Source organism: Paraburkholderia phytofirmans OLGA172 (assembly GCF_001634365.1).
Lineage (GTDB): Bacteria > Pseudomonadota > Gammaproteobacteria > Burkholderiales > Burkholderiaceae > Paraburkholderia.
In genome coordinates this window covers 1,169,491-1,191,276 of the sequence record NZ_CP014579.1, presented here as the reverse complement: position 1 = coordinate 1,191,276, position 21,786 = coordinate 1,169,491, and the positions used below count along the sequence as shown (strand labels likewise).

The window sequence follows — 21,786 nt, the reverse complement described above, 5'->3', positions numbered from 1 at the left end:
CCATGGAACCGATTCTGGACAAGCTTCCTGAAACCGTCACTCGCAAGATGGCCTTCGACCTGTTGGAAAGGTTACGAGATCGCCCAACCTATGCGAACCGCATCAAGATGGAACTTAGCGCGGCATGGGACTACGCGCTCGATGCCGGCCGGCTTCCCGAAAATACCCCAAACTGGTGGCGCCAGATCATGCGCGGGCGGCTGCGCAGCAAGGGCCGCAGTCGCAACGGTGAGCGTGTCACAGACAAGCGTGTACTGACTGGCCCCGAGATCACTGTTTGAACCGCCCCCGTTTAATGACTCACTTCCCGGCCAATCTCCTTGCGAAACCAGGCAAGAAAGCCCTCGACGCGTGTCTGCGTGGCCTCGCCGAACATTGACCTGAAGGACTCCGATTTGCCGAGCAGGGTCACCATCTCTGCATGAAGCGCAGCGATCTCCGCTTTAATGTCATTTCGCAACGTCTCGGGCGACTCGAATGGCTTCATCCCGTCCAGACGCGCGACGATGTCGTGCATCTCCGACAACTGGATATAGCGGCCGATCTTTTCCTCGTGCGTAATCGCGGCCTGCGCGGTGATCGCCCGATATAGCGTCACGGCGCCGTGTGGTGCCAGTTCGTCGTATGGATCACGCCCGCCCCCCGGACTGCCGGGCCGCTGGTAATACTCGAGGAGCTTCCACGCCCCCTGAAATAGGCCAAAGAAATCGAAGGTCGGATCGGCAGGTACTTCTTCTCCGTCCCCCCCACCGTCAGCGAGATCGGACAGTGCGCGCTCCTTCGCCTTGCGATCGGATGGCTGCGGATTGAGGCCGCGCAGCAATTCGAGAACTTTGCTGAGCCGCGGGCGGGGCTGATAGCCGAGTTGATCGTCGTCGGCATTGACCTGAGTGATCAGGCCACGAAAGGTCATGGGTTCGCTCTGGCCGGCGCGGTAGGTGACCGAGAACGAACGCACCGGTTGCGCGCCCTTATGCCACCACTCCGACATAACCTGCGTCTGACCGGAGACGGCAGCGTTGAAGCAGTGGTGACGGCTGCCAATCCAAAGCGCGATATCGCTGACCGGCACATCACCCGTGACGGTCAGATGCGCGCGAAATTCGCCCACCGCCCAGTCGTATAGCACGGTTACATCGAACGGCGGAAGCGGAGGCGCGCCCTCATCCTCGTCGTCCGGGGCGGCTTGCGCGAAATGCGGCGCCTCCAGCGGCTGTAGCAGTGCGCTCCACGGGTCAGGCACGCCGCCGAGGTCATAGCGAAGCATCGCCTCGATATTCATCAACCGCTGGTCCTGCGCAGTGAGCATCGCCGCCTGGGTGAAATTCGCCGAACCGATGCAGAGTACGCGCTGCTCCTCGTTTTGGAGGAGGAGTGCCTTTGCGTGCGTGTAGCGTTCACCACCATTCCTGAATCCGGCAAATGTATGACGCGTCAGGTCCGACGAGTCGCGCGGAAAGCGGTACAGGCCGTCTGCAGTGAGCGATGGCACAAAGCGGCATTGCTCGACACCGAGCGCCTGAACCAGCGTGTCCACCGCGCTCCAGTACGGCGATACGACCGTAGCCGTGTGCCAGTTGCTCCCTCCTTTCAACGCGTGGAGCATTGCGCTTTTTCCGTACCCCGCGGGCAGAGAAAGATGCAGCGTCGGCGTGCCTGGCGTAGGTGGCGCGAACGGATTGGCGCCGTCCAGCGCAGCGTGCAATTCGTCCAGAATGCGCCGAACGTCGCCCTCTTCCTTGCACCCGGCGTTGCCCCCGAATTCGAATTGGCGCACGGCCTCGGCTTGCAGCCATGTGATCAATGGACGCAGTTCCTCAGCATGGCCAGAGGTCACAGGTGTCATGCCGACGACTTCGCGATTGATCGCCCAACCGGACAGCGTCAGATTGCTACTGCCGGCCGACAACCACATGCCCTGCTTCTGCGTGTCTTTCAGCGTGCCGGCCATCAACATCAGCTTGGGATGAAAGCGGCCGCCAGCAAGGCCAACCGGCAGCAAGCCGTAGCGCATGTCGCCCTTGGGCTCGGGGCAGGTCGAGCGGTCGCACACCACGAGGCATTTGACAGTATTCAGGTCCTCGTTGATCGCATAGCGCGTCTCCGAAGCGCCTTTCAAATCGTTCACGTTATCGCCGACGAGCAGTGGCAACACGTTGGCCTCGAAAAACCGTGACGCAAAGTTAAAGGTCGTAAAAAGAACGTAACGGGGATGATCGGTCGAGAAGCGGTCACGGATATGCTCGAGCGTGGTACGCATGACGTGGTCGACGCCGGATTTGGGTGAAGTTATATCGGTACTCAAAATACCTGCTCGTAGAGATTCGATGCAGTGTTCAGGTAGTAGTCGTTCATCCACGGTTGGCCACTTGCGAGGCGCTTCCTCGCGTCTTCCCGGCTTCGGTCGCCGGTCACGGGCAGCAACACCGCGTCGCCTTCGATCAGCACCATCGGGTCGCGCCCGCGCTCTTTCATGCATCGCGTGTGATAGGCGACCAACTCGCGCAGGAACGCCATCAGAACCGTCTCGTTCAATGGGGCCACGGTAGTTGCAGCACTGGCAAGAATGTCGGCTAGCACCTGCATATGTTTCATGCGCATGGAATCCTGTTCACCCGCGAGCGTCACAAAGCGGACAGCGCGCTCGCGCATGGCCGGCAGCATGGCGTCCAGTTCGCGTGCGACGAGATCGAGTTTTTTGCCAGGTGAGCTGCGCAAATAGTCGAACGCGTCCTGCATGACCAGAAGAAACGGTTCACATCGCTGGACACAGTCGATCGCATGGGCGAGCTGCGGTAATACGAGCTCGCCGACGCAGTCCTGAAAATGCCACTTTTTCGTCTCGGCGAGATTGCGTAGCGCGAGGAATTGACGAGCCAGTGTTTGCTGATACGTATCGCCGAACAGGCACTCCTGAAGCGTTTGACGAAGCGTGTCCTGATTGAAGACACCCGTCAGCGCACTCGCCAACGCACCGCTGAGATGTTGCGCGGGAAACAGCGACTTGCTGGCGGTTTTGAGCGGTTCAGCCAATGCGGCTTCGAGTTCGGCTGTTGCACGCTCCGTCCAGCAATCGGCCGTTTGACGGGCGACGCCGGGTGCAACTACCCAGCTGTCATTCACAAGGCCGGCGCGCCTGCACGTGCCGCGGTAATACTGGTAAAGCCCGTTCGCAACGGTCTTGCCCATCTTCGTCGTTACACTGAAGTTCACTCCCCCGGCTGCGAGCGCGTTGTAGCCGAAGCAGGCTGAATACCCATTGTGATACAGCCAGTATTCGACGAGACCTTCCATCAGCCGGAAAAAGCGTCGACGGGCACCGTCGCGCTCGAGCAGCGGTTGAAGTTCATCCAGATTGACGAGCCATTGGATCAAGACCACTGCCTTGATGCCGTTCATCTGGCCAACCGGCGACGCCAGGTTTGGAACGAGTCTGCGCCCGAACGCGCTCCATACCGGTAGCAAGCCCAAGGGATCGCGGCCGCCGGACGATCTGCTCAACTCAGGGTCCGCATCGGTGAAATACGGAAGACCGCCCGCCGGCATGGCGGCGGCATTGCTGTCAAAGTCGGTCATGAAGAGCCGTCAAATGTGTGGCAAAAAAATGGGGGAAACGCCCAAAGACGTCTTCCTCCCGGTAGAGAATCCGATGCATTCGAGAATATGAAAAACCAGGGGAGCGCCGCTCGCGTTGCCTGCATGGACGTAGGTGTGCACAGCCTGTCCGCGCGCCGCCGACACCCGGCTTTAGAAATTTTCCGCCCAACGCTCCCAGAAACCGGGTTCGTCGTGATGCGCGTTCGTCATCGCAACATCCAGCGAAAGCACCCAGAAACGCATGTTCGGCAAACGCACAGTGCCGTCGGGCAACTCAAGCAACGCAGCCAACTGCTGATAGACCGGATCGTCCACGTCGTAGCAAACGTCGACATAAATGCTGCCTCGATAGCCGCGCATCACATTCGGATTGGCGATTTCGCCACATTCGCGCCACGCGATACCGTGTGCGTCGAGCCACTGGATAACCTGTGCGCGCGTTTCATTCTCCGGCCATTCGCACGCGGTTCGCTTGCCCTGCGGATCGTCAAAAAAAGTCAGGTACAGCACGTCTCGCTGTTTCTGACGAGCGATAGCGTCTATATGTTCGAGTACAGTTGGCATATCAGCAGCGACCGGCCACAAAAGAGGGGACACCCATCCTAATCCTGCAAGGAGACAAATCGTGTCCCGGCAGAATGTGCTCCCATCTCCCACAAGCCGGACGCGTTTTCACCAGGACTATTCGCCGAAAATCTTCTGCGACAGAAACGCTTCGAGGCCTTCATCCAGTACACGAACGATGCCACCATTCGGCATGGCCCACAGTACGATCCGCTGTGCCTTGTTGTCGTATAGATAGTACTGGCCATCCCCGACTTCCAGCAGCGGCACGGCATTCGCCGGATAGCTGGAATCGCGGCTCAGGTCGGCGTAGGCATTGAGCACGTTGAGGTAGTGGTCTTCCGGCACGCCAAGACCATAGGTCTCGTAGGCGCCGAACACAATCACGCCGAAATCCGAGAGGAATGATTGATACTCGCTCGACAACGGAAAAGGCAGCTTCTGCTCAAGCGCCTGGATGCTTGCCTGGTCTGCCGGACGGGTATTGGCCTGATGGCGTTCAACCAGTTGTTTGACGATTTGCATAATGAACTCGCGGTTAGCTTTGTGACTCGATCTGTTCGGCCCTGGCCTTCCAGTACTCTTGCCGCTCTTTGCCGAAATCTTCCCGATTGATTTCCGACTCTTTCAGCTTATTGTGCAGCACGTTATCGTTGCCGTTGCCGCGATGCTCAGCGCAGGTGAGTTCGGCAAGGGGAGAGTCCTGCTTCTGGCCGATGTGGTGCAATTCAATCGGCCGTCCATTGGCATCGAGCGGCGACCGGCCATCCTTCATCCGCTCAAGGTTGGTCATGCCGAAGAGGTCCACCTTGTCGTAGTCGATGTCCGTTCGGATCAAGGCATCTTTGCCGTTGACCACCGTTGCCTCGAGATTGGCATTGTCATAGATCTGGCCTTCGGCATCACTGCCAATAGCGTCCAGGACGCTCTCCGGAAAGCCATCGCCCTTCAGTTTCTCACGGGTTTCGCCGCTGAGCGACGGGAGCTCAAGGCGGTTTTCCTGAGTCAGGAACATAGGGCTGTCAAGCTCGACGACATCCAGACACAGGTCGGGGATCTCGCCGGCTAGCTCCGCCAGCTTGTTGGGGACGTCGGTCTGCTCAAGCGCGAAGGTTTCAAAATTCACAGGACGCTCCCTTTTTCAACACTGGCTCGCCAGGCGGCGTAGATCTCTAGATAGCCTTCTTTCTGCATGCTGTAGTCCTTCATCAGACACTGCTGGGTCGCGAGGAGCAACTCCGCTGTCAGACCGTCGGCGAGCGGGGACAGCAACGCGTCCAGCAGCTCACGTAGTGCGTCGAAGTCAGGCGCGGCCTGGATGGCCTGCTGGACGCTGGAACGGCAACCCAGGACATCCACGATCAGCGCAGCGGTGAATGCGAAGCGCTCCGGTTTCCACAGCGTAAGTGGCTGCTCGCGCTTCGACTCGTTGAGGGCCTGATAGAGGGGTATCTTGCTTCCCGTGAGCAACGGCAAGCTCCGCATGCCCTCTTCGATCAGGCTCACATCGGCTGGGGCGGTGCTACGAATACGCGTCGCCAGTAGCAGCTTGAGCACCTGCTCGTTGAACGCGCTTCGGTTTGACATCGCTCTGTCCGCCGGGCGGTAGACATAAAGCGTTTCATGGCCCGCGAATTTTCTGACCTGACAAAGTACCGGCTCCAGCCAATCGTTCTGGTAGACGATGGCGACGCCCTTCGGCAGTCTCGCGATCTCTTCAAGCTGGTCGTCGCGCAAGGCAACGGATTTGCCGATCAGGCGCCTGTCCATTTCATCCGGCAGGCGCATGATGATTTTCGTATTGGTGTTGCGGATCGCGGCAATATCCACTGCGTGCGGCGATTGATCGGCAATGATGAAACCTTCACCATACGTGCGCATCTCGGCAATCGCATTGGTCAGCATCTCAACGGATTTGCCGATCACGCTCGACCCTTCGGCGCCGCTATCGCCTGCGCTACGCTTGAGTATGTTGTGTGCTTCCTCGAGAACGGTGACATGGCGTAGCTGCTGGTTCATGCCGCCGTGAGCCATCCGGTATTCACTCAGGCGCATCACCAGAATGCCCATGATCAGGGCCTTGGTTTCCGATGAGCCAACCCGGCTCAGGTCCACGATCACGTTGCTGTCGAACAAGGTGGCACTGTCGATCTCGTCGGCGACGAAGATCTGACCGTTCAAGCCGTTGGTCAGCGATTTGATCCGCGTCGATAGTGAACCGATGTAGTTACCCTTGAGCTCCTGCGAATAGGCAGATGCCGTGATCACGCTTTCGAGAGCAATCAACAGATCGGCGAACGTCGGGAAGAGACTGTCGCTGTAGCGGTTAGCCGACGCTTCGAGGTCCCAGCCGCACTGCTCGTAGGCCTGGAGAATGGCGTCCTTGAGCACCGCCGGCATCGCTGCGTACATCGGCCAGCAGACGTTGAAAATCTCCACTAGCCGATCCACGTGCTCAAGCAGATGAATGGCTGCGGGGAATTTGAAGGGATTGATCCGCAGCAGTTCGCTGTGCGCCGGATACGTGCCGAACACGCTTACGTCAGGGCGTTGGCCGAAGATGTGCTTGTACTCGCCCTTCGCCGGCTCGATCACCAGAAACGGCACGCCCGCGGCTTCGATCTGGTTGAGCATTTCATAGAGCGTATTGCTTTTGCCCGCGCCGGTCGAGCCACTCACGAACACATGGCTGGACAACTGATTCAGATCCAGCGAAATAGTTTGCGGCAGGTTTTCCCAGAGATGGCGGATGTTGCCGAGGGTGAGCGTTCTTCCCGCGCCTGCCTCGGCGAAGGTTCCGTCGAGCCGCTGCACCTTGCGTCCGAATGCCTGCGTTTCCAGCACAGCCACCGTGGAGGTCGACCGGCGAGGCAGGCTCAATTGAATCGCCAGCTCCTTACCCGAAACAAGGGTGGCGGGTGTCAGGTAGCTGATCGGTACATTCTTTGAGAAATTGGGCCTGAGTTGCGGATGGCTCAACGCGGTCAGCCAATCGATGATTGATTTCTTACGGCCTGATTGCCAGGTCGTCAACGCAAAGTTCTCGTGGCTGGATTTGCTGCCGCGGATCAACCCGAGAAAAATGCTGGCAAGGGATTCGGAAGACGCGGTGCTATCGCCGATAAAGTACGCGGCGGAATTCCAGCCACCATAGGTTTTGGCCTCGTCGATACGTTCGAGGTGGTGGTCGATCTTCGACAACAGGCGCTCGATGGTCTTGTCGATCGCCTCGATCGACATTTGCCGGCTCGATCCGGTAGTCTGATTCAGCGAGCGGGTGTCTGTCGTACTCGTCGTCCTGGTGTTCGAGGTCGTTCTGGAGGCGGCTTCGCTCCACGACGTGCCGCGGCTTTCGCTACGGCCATTCGACGTGGATTTGCTTGTGCCGGTGGTCTGCTGCTCGTTGAACGCCGTCGCGGCCGCGTTGGCGACCTGACCGGCAACGACCATCGTCAACGGCGCGAACGGCCCGGTAGCCACAGCGGCGGCCACGCCAGCCATGCCAATCGCCGCGCCCGCCACGGAGCCGCCGATCGAAGCGATCTTTGCCGTCGTGGTTTGCGAGCTCAGTGAACTCGACGTACCGGTGGTCTCCGTGGTATTCGTTCCGATCGTTTCGGATGTGCCCTTGGTTTCCGTCAGGCCGAGGCTTTGCCCCAAGGATTGACTCAACCCCTCGCTGATGCTGAGACCAACACTGTCGCTTTCCTGCTGCCCGAACGACACCTGTTGCTTCAGCAGCGGGGAAAGCTGGGTGGCGACCTGCTCGTATCCGGTGCGGATCAGGTCCAGGCTCGATGAGGACACGGGTTCGGCCAGAATGATCGCTTGATAGACGCGGCTTTCGGCGGCGTCGATAAAGCGTTCGAGACCTTGCATGAAGTGTTCGCGATTTTCCGTCGACAGTGCCGGCACGCCCGTGACTGCGGTAATGCTAGCCGCCGCATTGTCTTTTTCGACCGCTACGCCGTCGAGCAATGCATTGACCTCCTGGACATTGAGCGGGCGCAGCGAACTGCCCGAAAAATGGCCTTTGAAGGTCTCACGCAAAAGCTCACCCGCATTCTGCCCGAGCGTTCTTCCCGGCTCGCCTCGCGCGCCAATGAACACCTCCGTTTCGACGCCATCCGAGCGCAGAAACAGGAATACCGAATAGCCCGCGGCACCCAACGCCGTATAGGCCGCCGTGGTGCTCTCGAGCACCGACTGCTTGTTGCCCTGGACGATCCGTTCAATGCGGAAGATCCGCACGTCGCTGGCGCGGTTGAGCGGGACGCCCTTTTCGGTGAAGGCGTGAACGGGATAGTGCTCCAGTTCCGCCAGATAGCTGCGGTTGATCAGGGACCGCCCGGCTTCGAGCATAGTGGCGGTGTTCTGATTGATTGAGGGAATCTGGATCTCAGGTTGGCGTACGGATGTCACTGTCATGGCGCTTATTTCACCAGCGAGAGATAGACCACCACGGCCGCAAGCGCGCCGCCGAATAGCAGGGCAATCTTGAAGATTGGATTCAGTTCCGGGCGCGCCGTGCGTGATTCGGGGCTCGGCGTGGATGATGCCTGATCCGCCGTGGGCTGGGCAGCGCGCTGGCGTGGGGCCGGTTGGGGGCTCTGTGTGCTCGGTGTAGCGATGGAAGCGACGGGAGCGAAGCCTTCCACGCCGAGTTGACGCAGGTGCTCCCGCACCTCCACGAGGTGCAGGAAACGCTCTTCTGAGAAGTTGGTCTTCAGATAGACGGTCTGGTTGTTGTAGTACTCCGGAAGCCATTGATTCCGGTCCGGGTCGATCGCGCGTGCGAAGTGTTTCTCCGCGTACGACTCGCAGAGGCCGGGTAGTTGTCCTTTTGCCCAAGCCAGCGCATTCTGAAGATCGTGCCCGCTAACCCGGCTATCGTTGAGTTCAAATCGCAGCGCCGTTCGAATGGTCAGCAAGTCGCCTTCGTCGACGAACTTCTTCAGGTTGCTGGACGGCCGATAGGCCGAAGGCGTGCCTTCGAAGCGCCTGGCTTGAGAAACCTTGTCCGAACCGACGCCTCCGCTGCTCGCTGCCTGCGGGACAAACCCTTTATAGCCTTCCTGCCGAAAATAGTCGCGAACGGCGATCAAGTGTTCCAGACGCTCTTTGGAGAAGTTGTATCCTGCACAACGCTTCTGCCGGCGGTAGTATTCGACATCCCAATTGGATCGCGCCGTATCGATATCTGCGAGCATCTCGTCCGCAACATATGAATCCAGCAGGTTGGGCGTAGCGTTTTCCGCCTGCACCAGAAACTGCATCAAGAATTCACCAGTGACTTGCGTTTCGTCGAGCGCCAGTAGAAATTCACGGCGGGCATTGTTGACAGTCGTGTCTATTGTGTTCATGAGTTCCCCGATCTCAAACAGCCAAAGTTTGATCAAGTTTGGACTTGAAACTCGTGATCCAATCGCGCAGGACCTTGGCCTCCTCAAGAGCAAGCTCGCGCTCCTTGCGCTCAGCTATCTTCCCTCTCAGCGAGTCCAACAATGCGTTAAACCTGGGTTCAAACTCATTATTCATGTATTCGATGAAGCGGTCGGTCAGTTTATTCTTTCCGTTCTCGATTTCATTGCGTGCATCCTGTATCAGCCGCGTGAAGGCGATCTCGATCTGGATAAAGCGCTCCTTCCAGAACTCACCGAGATCAACGTATTCCTCATCTCCGTACACGTTTACAGTCTTCTTTCTTGTCCATGAAAACGGGTTGTACCAGCGGCTGTCGCTCTCTTCACGCTGACCCACGACCACGCGCCGTTTTCTGATATCGTCGCGCTGAAGCGTGAGATTCAACGAAATGTCGCCCATTTTTCTCTGGATGCCTTCGAGAACCGGCAAATTCAAGTCCTGGCTTCCCGCGAATAGTCCCTGGATGTATCTCTCGTAGTTATTCTGAAGCTCTTCGCCAATGAGATCCTGACTGGAGACAAACAGCGCCTCATAAGCGTTGATGATTTTCTTGTACTCGAACCTCAGCTTATCTTCCGCCTGGTCGACCTTCGTTTCGGCTTTCGCTATCGAGACCGTGCCCTGGAAATCCCCTTGCATCACAAGGATCATCGCGCCCGTCGAGGCCTCGAGTTCAACGAGGTCATCCTCCCCCCCCGCGTCAGAATACTTGTCGCTCCATTAGAATCGGTGAACCCCGGGGGCGATGATGAGAAAGCGAATTGGCAAAATACGGACAAGCATTCAAGGACAGAGCGGTTGCGCGGTTGCTGCCGCCGGAGAGCGCGACGTTGGAAGACGTTGCGCGTGAGGTTGGCGTAGGCGTGGGGACGCTGGAGCGCTGGCGCAGTGATGCGCTGTCCAGGCCCGCTCGCGAGCGGGCCTGGACAGCGGTGGCCCGATTCGACGCCGTGCTGACGACCGCTGCGATGGATGAGGCTGCCAGGAGCGCATGGTGCCGCGCCAACGGTGTGTACCCGCATGAACTGGCTTGCTGGCGGCAAAGCGCCACACAGGCGCTGGCCGAGCCCGAGGAGGCGCGCGCCAGCCCGCAGCAGACCCAGCAGGACCGGCGTCGCATCAAGGAACTCGAGCGCGAACTGCGTCGCAAGGACCGTGCGCTGGCTGAGACGGCCGCGCTGCTGGTCCTATCAAAAAAAGTCGCGGCGATCTTCAGCACGGGCGAGGACGAATGATCGGCCTCGAAGATCGCCAGTCGCTGGCTCATGATATCCACACCGCGCACAAGGCCGGCGCGCGGCTACGCCTGGCCTGCGAGACGGCCGGCATCGACGTGCGCACGCTGCAGCGCTGGAATACCGGCGCGGGCCTCGTATTGGGCGATGGCAGGCCTCATGCGGTACGCCCGCAACCTGCCCATGCGCTGAGCGTCGCCGAACGTGCCGAGGTGCTGCGCGTAGCCAACGAGCCGCGCTTCGCCGATATGCCTCCTGCGCGTATCGTGCCCATGCTGGCTGATGAGGGCGTGTACATCGCCAGCGAGTCCACCTTCGCCCGCGTGCTGCGCGAGCATGGGCAAACCACACATCGCGGCCGGGCCAAAGCACCCAGGGCGGGTCGACCGCCGACCACGCACATCGCTGGCGCAGCACGGGAAGTCTGGTGCTGGGATATGACCTATTTACCCGCCGAGGTCGCCGGTCAATGGTTTTACCTGTATCTGATCCTCGATCTGTACAGCCGCAAGATCGTCGGATGGGAGGTGCACGAGCGCGACGATGCCAGCCATGCTGCCCATCTGGTGCGGCGCACAGCGCTGGCCGAGGGCATCGCTACTCTGGCGGACAAGCCGGTGCTGCACGGAGACAACGGCTCCACGCTCAAGGCCACGACCGTGCTGGCCATGCTTCACTGGCTTGGCGTGAAGCCCTCGTACTCGCGCCCACGCGTCAGCGACGACAACGCCTTTGCCGAGGCGCTGTTCCGCACGGCCAAGTACCGACCGGAGTTCCCCAACACGGGCTTCGCCGATCTCAATGCTGCACGCGACTGGGCAACCGACTTCGTGCATTGGTACAACTTCGACCACCGTCACAGCAGCATCCGCTACGTCAGTCCGGCGCAGCGCCATGACGGCGACGATCACGCGATTCTTGCGGCGCGTCACGAGGTGTATGTTCGGGCGCGGGAACGCAACCCGGCACGCTGGTCACGCTGCACGCGAGACTGGACGCCAGTCGGCGCAGTCACCCTCAATCCGGAGCGCGAGTCAGTCGTCACGATGGCCTCGCACGCCACACTTAAACAGCCTTTGGCTGCATGACTGAGGCGACAAGTACCTTGACACGCGCCGCTCCACAGCGCGAGGCAATGCCATGCCCTCCGCCTGAACCTTTTCTCTGTAGGCATCCGTTTCAAACCCCTGCTCCTGCCGCGCCTTCAACGCTGCGATTTCCGCCTCAACCCGGCGAAGCGTCGCTTCATCCTGATCCAGTTGCTCGACCAAGCCAGTTTCGTTGAGACCAACCTCAATCGCTTTACTCAGCGCATCGTAGGCACGCTTAACGCGATGCGGGAAGTTGTACTTGTCGATGTATTCATCGATCATCGCCTCCACTGCCGGCAGGCCACTACCCAGCAGAAGACTGGAGAGATTTTTCTCTTCCAGATTGCGCCTGACCCTTGATGTAATCGGCATGTACTGCAGCATGTTCATGCGAGGTTCCTCGCTGAACAGATCCGCCATACTCTTGTAGTCATTACGCTCTTTACGCGTATGTTCATCGCTCGGCTTGCGAATCAGTCTCGCCAGGTTAGCCGAGATCGGATAGATCGTCGGGTTCTGAATCCCGTTGCTGTCGAGATAGTGCCTGACGCGCGTCAGGACCGACGCCGGGTCCTCGCCGTTCTCAGGATCGAACACATCCATCTTGTTGATAACGAAGATAAACCGATCCTTGCTCTGCTTGCCGCCTTTGCGCATCGTCTTCGCCACCAGACCGAGCAGATGCTTGTCATCGTTGGTGCCAAGCTGGCTGGCATTGAGCACGTAGAGGATCAACGGATTGCGCCGGGAATCCTGCACGAAGCCCATCGTGGTGCGTTGGTGTTCTTCGTCCTGGCTATTGTTCGGACCGGGCGTATCAGTCAACACAAGACGAACGTATTCCCGCTCTTCAACGCCTTCGATATTGCCCTCGATATCGATAAGCTTCGTGTCCGCAGAGGTATTCCAGTCTTTGATCGTCTCCGCCGTGACGTTCTCCGAACTCGCCAATACCTGCCCTTGTGCGCCCACGCGTTTGGCCGTGAAGCACTGCTCCATCGAATCGTTGTCGGTGATTCTTGCGATGGTGGCCGTGGTCGCTTCATTGGCGGCGGGGAGCAGATCGCGGCCGAGCATGGCGTTGATCAGCGTCGATTTCCCCGAAGACATGGTGGCGACGACGTAGACGTCGAAATCCTTATTGAATGCTTCCAGGAAGGATCTCTGCGCCTCTTCGTTTTCGGAGATGAAAAGTTTGAACTCCGGGTGTTCGGTGGCTTCGTCCATCAGGCCGCGGATTTTTTCGAGGCGAACCTCGCTGGAGTCGATCTGTTCCCAGCTCACCGTCACCTGCATGCCGCCCGCGTTGGCCACTTCAGCCGCCGCAACCACGTCCAGAAAGTCCGATTCAACGCCGGTAAAGGTGACGTCGAAACGCGTGTCGCCATTGAACAGAAGACTCAACTCGTCGAACAGTTTCTCCACCCACACTTGCAGGCGCATTTCCTTGTAGCTCGACAGCTTGCAACCTGCGGCAGGAGGCTGGCCATTGGCAAGAAACTGGGTATCGACGATGAACGGATTGTGGATGATGTCGATTCTATTCATTTTTATTCGGCCAAACGGCGTTGACGTTGAATGAGCATCTCTACAGTCCTGAGTCCGCTGTAGATGATCAGTTGCTTCAGTTCGTTTTCTTCTGCGAGTTTCTCGTCGGAAGCAAGCGCGCCACTGCGCTGCTCCAGGCTGTCCAGTTCTTTGAACAGCCGCCTTTTCACGGCGTCGGGCGCGGTTGAGACGTGGATCAGCGAGCGTTTCCTGTCGCTGAATTCATCCAGCGTTCGATTCAGCTTCGAACGCTGAAGACGCGTCATGCTCGATCGATTCAACGCTTTCCTGGCGTAGAGTGCCGCGTCAGCAATGGTGGGAATGACAATGGGATTGTGGAAACCGGCGTCGCTCAGATACTTGTGCGCACGCTCGACGTGATCCCCGACATGCTCGCCGTTTTCCGGATCAAGCAAGTCGATTTTATTCAGAACAAAGTAGATCTCGTGCGTGGGATCGTCTGCCAATCCGTTAAGCAACAGGTCGAGACACGCACGATCATCGACCGTGCCTAATTGACCCGCGTTCAGCACGTAACACAACGCCTTGAACGGAATCTGCTGCACGGCCTCGCGCATTAATTGGCCATGCCGTTCGTCCTGACTGTTATTCGGCCCCGGCGTGTCATAAACGACGAGCCCTGAGGCGGGGCGCGGGGCAACGTTAAAGCTGCCCTTGAGTTCAATGCGCTTGACACGGCCATCCGAATTCCAGTCGCGAAGCAGTTCGGCCGAAGCATCGCGTTGCGTGGCCAATACCGCACCCGAGTCGAGATAGCAGACCCCTCTGAAAGACTGAACCCCTTTTCTGTGCTCGACCCGTGTCAGACAGGCGGTCGTAGCCTCATTGGCGACGTGCAGGAGTTCATCGCCAATCAAGGCGTTGATGAACGAGGACTTGCCAGCACTCATGGGCGCAGCGACCAATACCTCGAACAGATTCTTCGTAGAGGACGTGGTCCTTCTTTTCCCCGGCGTACGCGCTCTCTCCTGCGCGGATTTTTTCATATTTTCACCATCGACATCACTAGCTCCGTCCCGGCAATGCGCTAACGCGCGGATGCCTTCGCGATCCCCTTCGTCTCCCATCGTTAATGGTTGCCACGAGACAGTGCGAGTAGACATACCGGTCTGGCCGGCATCAATTTCGGATGCATACTGGGTGAGACTAGGGGCGGCTCCCGCTGGGAAAGGGCCAGGCCGCTGCGGGATTCAGCGACGTCTTGACTGCCGGTGCCGGATCTGGTGAATGGTGTTCAGCGACAGCAGCTTCTTCTACCACGTTGGAAGACGCCCCAGCGCCAAACACCTGCTCGACGGTAAGTCCATACTCCGTCACACGCGCACGAACCTCATCGAGCACAACCTGCAGTTCTTCGAGTCGGGCTTCTTCAGCTTGTGCAGCGAGAGCTTCGGCTTGCGCTTTGAGTTCAAGGTAATTTGCCATTTTGTGCCGCCTTTATAGGAGATTAAAAATGCCACTCACGCCGCAATATCGACCGCTTTTAAAAATTCTTTAGTCTGTAACGGAGAATAATGGCTGGACGGGACATTTCGAGTCCCAAACGCCAAACTCATATCCGGGCAGTCACCTCACGGGCCGCACGTTCGGACATCACCAGCACGAGTTTCATCGTGGCGCGTGTGGCACCGACGAAAAGACGCCGCAACACTGCCTCATCCAGCGTGTCGAAATCTATCTCCGCGAGGATGATGCAAGGTGCGCACTGCTCTTTGAATCGGTAAACCGACTCGAACAGCAAGTCGCCGTCGCGATAGATAGGCTGCCCGTCTCTGTCATACGTGCCGGTAAAGCTACTCAGCCGATATTCACCTAGCCTGTCAAGCGACGCCAACGCAGACTTCTCACGGCCCTTGAAGCTGAGCACGACGATATCGTTAAGCCGGAAGCCGGCCGCGCGTGCAGCGCTCACCGCCTCCTGAGTGGCATGCGCCGCAGTAGCATTCGCGTACGAGAATGCGCCGATTTCAGAATCGTCGAACGGACTCGCCGCGTCAGACTTCAGCTTTCCGCCCGAGATCCGCTCCAGCGTCCGCAAGATGTCCCGCGGTGTCCGGTAGTTGAGCGACATTCGCACCTCAACCCAGCCCGTCAATGTCAGCGGCGCGCGCGAGTACAGGTTCTGCATCGGGTCCTCAAGCCGCCACCATCGCGCACCGGACCCGAGCTGCCGCTGGCGTGCCTCTACCCACGTCTGCTGGAAGTCCTGCCCTTCATCGACTACTAACACGTCGTATTGGACGTGCCCCGGCAGCTCACAATGCGCAAACGCTGCTTCGAGCCTCGAAAACGCGTCGGGCTGGGTGAAATCGAAACTGATCCCCTGTGGCTTCAGCAAGGACACGCATAGCTGGTGGTAGCTCATCACCGTAACGCCCGACGGCACAACCGTCCTGAGATGTTCCGCAAGGGGCCTGTTGTAGCAGACATACAGGGTTCGCTTGGCCGCCGCCATGGCGTCTTGCATCACGCCAACCGCCAGCTGTGTCTTGCCCGACCCCGCTGTACCCGTAACACGGAGGCGAAACGGATCAAATTCGATATTCCGCGCCCACGTTGCGGGTCCGTCGGAAATGCGGGTGGTCAGCTTGGACGACTCGTCAATCATCGCCGCCACGTCAGGCAGGAGAGACAGTTCGTCGGCAAGAAATGCGTGGAGCTTCCCTGCACACGGCAGCGGCATCTCGTCCTCGGGCAGGACACGTTCGATCATCGCGGCGAGGTTCGAGCGCCGTGTCGCATCGACGATGCGCGACGGATTGACGCCGGCAATCGACGGGTCCCTGACTGTGTAGTCCGGGCAATACAGCAGTTCTTCGATCTTGAAGTTACCTGTCCCGAACGCCGTCGACATGCGGCTGTACAGGTTCGAAACCGTGCGCGCAATCTGAACGCCCACAGACTTGCGCTGATTCGAGTAGATCTTGAAGAGGCCGTTCGGCGTTTCTTCGAAAAAACCGGATTTCTGCTCGATCACCATCAAGCAGCCCGAGGGGCTCACCACAATGAAATCGACCTCTCCGAAGATTGAGAAACCGCTACGCAGGCGCGTCCAATGTACACCGTGATACACCGAGTAACGATCCGGCAAGTCTGCCCGCAACATCTCGAGCGTCTCGATTTCTCGCAGGGCTGCGCCAGTCACGGCCATGTGATTCCAGCCGGCCGGGAAGATCTTCGCCATTTCTCTGGCACTCGAATTTAAAATCGGATCGACCGTCGCGTCGGGATTGACTTACTGCGGGTAGAGCTCAGCCAGCGCGCGTGCTTCCTGCGCGAACTCCGCACGCAGGCTCTGCGGCCCGATCACTTCAACGTACGGCCCAAACGAACGCAACCACCAGCGTAGGCGCTGGCTCAGCACTGCGGTGCCTTGCACTTCGAGTCCATCGCCGGTCTGCTGGGCCTCCTGATCCGCAGCGAACGGGGTCTCCAGAAGGTGATTGCCGGCGTCATTCAGGAACCGCAACGTGAGGGTGACTTCGCCTTCAACCATGAAGTCGAACTGCCGCTGCTGCTTCACATAGTCGTCCAGCTTGAAGGCGCGCGGATACGAAAATGACTCCAGCATCATCTTCGCGCTGTCCAGACGGTCCAGTCGGTACATCGTCGGATTCGGACGGCCTTCAGTGCCGCCGATCAGGTAGACAAGGCCGCCCACCTCGACGAGGCCGAGCGGCAAGATGACCTTGCACTTGTCATTCGTCACATTGGAGCGCGGGCGGTAAACGATTTCCAGCTTGCGTTCGTGAAAGAGCGCTTGGGAAACGATGGCGAAGATCTCGGCATCGATCGCTGGGTAACGCAGCGCGAACCCGCTGTTTTCCACGGCAACCTTGTCCGCCCATCGCCTGTAACGGCGCTCGTCCTCCGTCACCGCCGCTTCGAGACGCTTGTCCGCGACCTCGAACAGGTCGACAAGCGCTTCCGCGACGAGGGTCGGGATCTGCCGCGACGTGAAGCCGCGTAGCATATGCAGGGCCAGCGCTTCCTCTCGCGTCATGATCGCGCCGGATTTCCCCGCCATGCCGCCCGCGCCGGAACCTTTGCGCCAGTACCAAGCCGCGCCGCGTTTCTCCATGTCGACGATTCCCTCGAGCTGTAGCTTCTCCAGACGCCGTTGCACCGTTTTGATAACCGGCGCATCAGACTCAATGATCTCCAGCTTTTTGTGGACCGCCGGCGTGCTGAGATACTGATTGCTCGCCCCGGCATTAGGCAATACGCTAATGATCTTGCTATCAAGAATATCCATGCGGGAGAACGCTCGCTGAGTTGTAGGCTGCATTACATCGTGGTTAACGGCGACGCGCGGCAAATCTTAAGCGGATGCACCAAAGATTGGATTTCTTATTTGGCGTCAATGGCTTGCGTGCCGTTCAGATTGCCGGCGAGGCATCGCACGTCATAGCCGATCATGAATAGCGACGCTTCAAATGCATGGAGGCGCGAGTGTGGTTGTGCACTCAACAATTGCGGAGCCTGTCTGAGTATGTCTTCCGCGATCCAGCCAAGCCGCAGCTTGGCCGATGCCCAACGGGTCGACATGTCGGGCTGGGTGTAGTGCATCAAGGCGCCTTTGGAAATCAGCGCCCCGGTATGCAGGCCGATCAATTTACGGCGCGCTGAAGCGTCCATTGTCGGGAATAGAAGCCGAGCCGGAACCTGCCGCCATGCACGCCGAGTTTTGATGCGGAATAGTTCGACGAGGGAGGCCATTGCGGCAGCCACGCGCGAGTCGTAAATCGGCAGCCCATCATCCGATGCCAATGCATACACCTTGGTCAGCATCGAGTTGACGTTTTCGATCGCACCGAGTTGGTCGAGACGCCCGCTGCTCAGGCGAAACGCCTCACGCGCTGCCTTGAGATAGGTGACGAGTTGTCCGCTCGCGCGTTTTGCCTCAAGGAATGGCCGCGCACCGACGCCAATATTGCGCTCGCCGCCCCACTCAAAGATCGCGCGGCACGCTCGCATCGCAGCCTCGTCCGACTCGCTTGCCAGCGCCGCCCTCAATGTCTCTCCGAGACGTTTGAGGCTGCGCGCCGTGCTATTCCAGCACAGCGATTTCACTGGCGATCCCCTATCATCGGTCCAGTCTGCGCGCCAGACATAGGTGTCGATTACGCCGTCAAAGCCGTGCACGGTCTTGACAACGCCCTGGGGCATGCGCCCCGACCTGCCGATGTCCAACGCGACCGGCAAGCGGCCTGCAAAGCCGGCGAGCCACGTGACGAATTCTGCGACCTCGGGGTCGTCTAGGAATTGTTGACGGTTCATCTGGTTGGCGCCTCTCTGATCAAATAAGTCGCCTGGCGAGCGGCTCTTGCGGTCCTTGCGGTCCTTGCATTTCGCCGCGACAGCCTTATATCGGCGTCAGAGGTGATTTCTTTAGGCAGAGCCTCGAAACACAGCATGTCCCGAAGCGTTGTGCGATCAACTAGCGGCTGATCCTTTTCGCTATGCGCACAGTGCCGCGTCTATCAACGTCAATACGTCTAGCGCGCGCCCTTCCAAACCGATCCCGATTGCAGGATCAATCAGAGGCTTGCGGGCATTGATGCGAATGACGCGAGGGCCGTGCCGCTCGCTGAAGCGCCGAACCGTAGGCAGTGCCGTGCCCGCGCCCACCTCCAGAACAACGAGGCGCTTGACTGACGCAAGCCACCGGGCACGGCGCGCCGCCTGCGCGTCAGCACGGGACGACAGCCACGCCGAGTCCCAGAACATCAGGATATTCGGCCTCGCCACCGCGCCGCAGTGCTTGCACCGCGGCAACGGACCGGCGTGGCGGCATGCGCGTTCGTCTACCTGCGGCACGAAGTCCGTCGCCGAATCAATACGCGACGAACAAGGTTCGGTGCACTGCAAATAATGAATCGAGCCGTGATGCTCCTCGATCCGGTCCTCTGCGAAACCCGCCTGTTGGAAGTGTCCATCCACGTTGGTCGTGAAGACGAACGCACCGCGCTCCGCGCGTTCGCCCCAACGTTTGAGAATCGCAAAGCCTGGGTGCGGTTCGGTCTCGCGATAAAGTTGGAGGCGGTGTCCGTAGAAGCCCCATGCGAGCTCCTGCTCGTCTTCGAAGGCGCGTGGGTTCGCAATGGACTGAAAATCCCGCTTCGCCTCGGCAAGGGCCGGGTAAGCACGCCACAACCCCGCGTTGCCGCGAAAATCCGGCAAGCCCGAGTCGACGCCCATCCCCGCCCCCGCCGTGACGAGCAGACCATCTGCTTCGCGTAGCCACGCGACCGCTTGCTGCATACGCGCTTTCTGCAATGAGGTTTCCTGCACGTCATTGGATGTTGAATACCGTCCCAGCCGGTATTCGCGTCCGGGCTCCGATCAACGCGACGCCCATACCAACGCCCATACCATAGGCCGTCATGCTAGCGCGTCATTGGGACAATCAAGGTCTCGATACGGCGGCCTCTCGCCAAAAAACGCATGGGACAGCAGTTGTCCGAAAGCGTCGCTATCTTCTAGCCGTGCCGACGTCGAACCACGCCGGCGTTCAAGATAACTCTGCTTTGAGAGGACACGAAACTGCTCGATACAAATACAGTGAAACACATTGGCATTGTCTTGTTCAACGGCTTTGCGCTCCCCGAGGCGGCGTCTGTCGTCGAAGCATTTCAGTCGGCGAATACCGTTGCTGGCAACGCGCCGCACGGCGCCACGCGCTATGACGTACGGCTGTTATCAACCGCTGGCGGCCGCATCGCTAGTTCGTCGCTCGTGTTTGTCTGGACTGACAGTGTGGAGGCGCACCGCCAGGCAGACAACTTCGATGCGCTCTTCATTGCAGGCGGAGAAGGGGTACATAACGCGACCCGCGATGAGCGGTTGCTGACGTGGCTGCGCCGCACGTATTACCGCAGTGAATTGGTGCTCCCTATCGCGGAGGGTCGGTTCCTGCTCGAAGCGGCCGGATTTGCACATCCGCCCGATAGCGGACGCGACAACGAGTCCATGCCATACGGCAGCCGTCGTGGAAGCCTCGATCTGAAAGCATCACTTGATGTATCGAGCCCACTGCAGACCGCGTTGAGTCTCATCCGGGATGATCTCGGCGCGGAGATCGCGCGTAAAACGGCCGAGTGCATCGCGCCGCCCGCATCGACGCCATTCACAGCGGCCTTGTGTAGAACCGGCTCGCGAGCCGTCAGCGAAAAAATCCGGAACTCGGCGCGCTGGCTCGAGGCAAACTGCGGTCAGCCGGTTGTCATTGACGAAGCAGCGCAACTCGCCGCCATGAGCGAGCGCAATTTTTTGCGACGCTTCAAGATGGAAATGGGCGTAACGCCGTCGGATTATCTGGCGTATGTCCGGCTTGATATGAGTTGCCGACTCCTTGTCGAGACGACTCTGCCGGTCGACAAGATTGCCCGTCGTTGCGGCGTGGGCAGCGGTGGGCAACTCGCGAAGCTTTTTCGCAAGCACCTTGCGGTCACACCCACCGGATACCGTGCAAGCAAACGTCCATCGGGCGCCTCGTGACAGCGCTTCCCTCTAAAGCGATCGATCTGGTTCAAAACGCAACGACGATCGACGGCTTTTGTAGGCATGCCAAGACATTGTGGATCTATCAGACACGATTTGACTCCGTAGGCCGCCACACTATCAATCTACTGAAAAGCAAGGAGAGCGACAGTATGCGAAACCTCAATTCAAATGCACTTGAAATTACGGCACGTCATGGCAATCAGCCGACGCGCACGGACAGCGCTACGTTACGCATCGGCCTGCGGTTGTGGGGTTTTGTCGAATCCGAGGTCAGTATGTGGATCCCGGGTCTGCCAACACTCGGCGGATTGCTCGCATGGGAAATCGCCCAGCAGCGAGACGGCGAAGGTGCTGGCATGATCATCCACCTGGTCAAGTCCTCGTCGAACGCATTGGGATCATTCTGCTGGAACTGCCTGGGCGCCAACGAGGCGATTCGTGCTTCGGCAAATGCAGCGCGCGTTGAAGTCGCGTTGTTCTCCGGCGATGTGCGCCGCTTGCCCGCCGTCCGATCCGGACTCTGGGCGATGGCCGGTACTCGTCCGGTCGAAACTGCGCTTCATACCCTAGCCCATGCAGTCACCATTCCGCAACTAATGCATGATCGCGCGTGCCAGAAAGTCTGGTGCGGTTCGCGTGGCGCCGCCGCGCGCCGTTCTAACGGGTGCCGTGACTTGACTATCAAGCTTGCACAGCCCAGTCTTTATGGACTTGATTTTGGGCAGCGGATAGGCACCGACAGCTAGTTGCATTATTGGGCCGGCCCCGGCGAAAACCGGACACGAGGTAACGCTTAAACT

General features: G+C 59.1%; 19 protein-coding genes. 4 read left to right on the top strand and 15 right to left on the bottom strand.

The annotated features are described in order from the left end of the window. Positions 1–2 precede the first annotated feature (2 nt). The gene (locus AYM40_RS42710; RefSeq protein ID WP_236721084.1) at positions 3–281 is read left to right on the top strand and encodes a hypothetical protein; all 279 of its coding nucleotides are present in this window, start codon (positions 3–5) and stop codon (positions 279–281) included. A gap of 11 nt (positions 282–292) precedes the next feature. On the opposite strand, the gene AYM40_RS25460 is transcribed toward AYM40_RS42710, so the two are convergent. The 8 genes from AYM40_RS25460 to AYM40_RS25425 form a co-directional block, all read right to left on the bottom strand. Then, positions 293–2,305: a hypothetical protein gene (locus tag AYM40_RS25460; RefSeq protein WP_236721083.1), complete on the bottom strand. Its 2,013-nt coding sequence runs from the start codon at positions 2,303–2,305 to the stop codon at positions 293–295. Beyond that, positions 2,302–3,576, bottom strand: coding sequence for a hypothetical protein (locus AYM40_RS25455; protein ID WP_063498961.1), 1,275 nt, complete (start codon positions 3,574–3,576; stop codon positions 2,302–2,304). Before AYM40_RS25455 ends, AYM40_RS25460 begins: the two co-directional genes overlap by 4 nt. 171 nt (positions 3,577–3,747) lie before the next feature. Beyond that, positions 3,748–4,194: a hypothetical protein gene (locus AYM40_RS25450; protein WP_236721082.1), complete on the bottom strand. Its 447-nt coding sequence runs from the start codon at positions 4,192–4,194 to the stop codon at positions 3,748–3,750. Positions 4,195–4,278: 84 nt separating this feature from the next. After that, complete coding sequence (locus AYM40_RS25445; RefSeq protein WP_063498960.1) at positions 4,279–4,686, bottom strand: SMI1/KNR4 family protein; 408 nt, start codon at positions 4,684–4,686, stop codon at positions 4,279–4,281. Between the two features lie 13 nt (positions 4,687–4,699). After that, positions 4,700–5,287 carry an HNH/ENDO VII family nuclease gene (locus AYM40_RS25440; protein ID WP_063498959.1) on the bottom strand — a complete coding sequence of 196 codons (588 nt, stop codon included), beginning with the start codon at positions 5,285–5,287 and terminating at the stop codon, positions 4,700–4,702. Further along, positions 5,284–8,589, bottom strand: coding sequence for an ATP-binding protein (locus tag AYM40_RS25435; RefSeq protein WP_063498958.1), 3,306 nt, complete (start codon positions 8,587–8,589; stop codon positions 5,284–5,286). The genes AYM40_RS25440 and AYM40_RS25435 overlap by 4 nt, the downstream gene beginning before the upstream one ends. Before the next feature lie 5 nt (positions 8,590–8,594). After that, positions 8,595–9,617 (bottom strand): hypothetical protein, encoded by a 1,023-nt coding sequence (locus AYM40_RS25430; protein WP_148662297.1) that lies wholly within the window; start codon positions 9,615–9,617, stop codon positions 8,595–8,597. After that, positions 9,538–10,236, bottom strand: coding sequence for a hypothetical protein (locus tag AYM40_RS25425; RefSeq protein WP_063498957.1), 699 nt, complete (start codon positions 10,234–10,236; stop codon positions 9,538–9,540). Before AYM40_RS25425 ends, AYM40_RS25430 begins: the two co-directional genes overlap by 80 nt. A 110-nt stretch (positions 10,237–10,346) precedes the next feature. On the opposite strand from AYM40_RS25425, the gene AYM40_RS25415 reads away from it, so the two are divergent. After that, positions 10,347–11,908, top strand: a protein-coding gene (locus AYM40_RS25415; protein WP_148662111.1) for an IS3 family transposase whose coding sequence is annotated in 2 segments (ribosomal slippage) — positions 10,347–10,785 and positions 10,785–11,908 — 1,563 coding nt in all. Because the reading frame shifts where the segments join, the coding sequence is not laid out codon by codon here. Here AYM40_RS25415 and AYM40_RS25410 read toward each other — a convergent pair. From AYM40_RS25410 to AYM40_RS25380, 7 genes are all read right to left on the bottom strand, one after another. Beyond that, a complete protein-coding gene (locus AYM40_RS25410; protein ID WP_236721081.1) occupies positions 11,855–13,354 on the bottom strand; it encodes a dynamin family protein in 1,500 nt (499 codons plus the stop codon). The two genes, AYM40_RS25415 and AYM40_RS25410, sit on opposite strands and share 54 nt — an antisense overlap. 107 nt (positions 13,355–13,461) lie before the next feature. After that, positions 13,462–14,547 (bottom strand): dynamin family protein, encoded by a 1,086-nt coding sequence (locus AYM40_RS25405; protein WP_201788179.1) that lies wholly within the window; start codon positions 14,545–14,547, stop codon positions 13,462–13,464. 79 nt (positions 14,548–14,626) lie between these two features. Further along, complete coding sequence (locus AYM40_RS43290) at positions 14,627–14,905, bottom strand: H-NS family nucleoid-associated regulatory protein (protein WP_082855294.1); 279 nt, start codon at positions 14,903–14,905, stop codon at positions 14,627–14,629. Positions 14,906–15,032: 127 nt separating this feature from the next. Next, positions 15,033–16,664: a nuclease-related domain-containing DEAD/DEAH box helicase gene (locus AYM40_RS25395; protein ID WP_063498954.1), complete on the bottom strand. Its 1,632-nt coding sequence runs from the start codon at positions 16,662–16,664 to the stop codon at positions 15,033–15,035. A gap of 51 nt (positions 16,665–16,715) precedes the next feature. Next, positions 16,716–17,735: a helix-turn-helix transcriptional regulator gene (locus AYM40_RS25390; RefSeq protein WP_063498953.1), complete on the bottom strand. Its 1,020-nt coding sequence runs from the start codon at positions 17,733–17,735 to the stop codon at positions 16,716–16,718. Positions 17,736–17,830: 95 nt separating this feature from the next. Then, positions 17,831–18,760 carry a hypothetical protein gene (locus tag AYM40_RS25385; protein WP_063498952.1) on the bottom strand — a complete coding sequence of 310 codons (930 nt, stop codon included), beginning with the start codon at positions 18,758–18,760 and terminating at the stop codon, positions 17,831–17,833. Between the two features lie 180 nt (positions 18,761–18,940). Further along, positions 18,941–19,744: an SIR2 family NAD-dependent protein deacylase gene (locus AYM40_RS25380; RefSeq protein ID WP_063500687.1), complete on the bottom strand. Its 804-nt coding sequence runs from the start codon at positions 19,742–19,744 to the stop codon at positions 18,941–18,943. 300 nt (positions 19,745–20,044) lie between these two features. On the opposite strand from AYM40_RS25380, the gene AYM40_RS25375 reads away from it, so the two are divergent. Then, on the top strand, positions 20,045–20,980 hold the full coding sequence (locus AYM40_RS25375; RefSeq protein WP_335341235.1) for a GlxA family transcriptional regulator: 936 nt from the start codon (positions 20,045–20,047) through the stop codon (positions 20,978–20,980). Next, on the top strand, positions 20,977–21,732 hold the full coding sequence (locus AYM40_RS25370; RefSeq protein ID WP_148662296.1) for a hypothetical protein: 756 nt from the start codon (positions 20,977–20,979) through the stop codon (positions 21,730–21,732). Before AYM40_RS25375 ends, AYM40_RS25370 begins: the two co-directional genes overlap by 4 nt. Positions 21,733–21,786 lie beyond the last annotated feature (54 nt).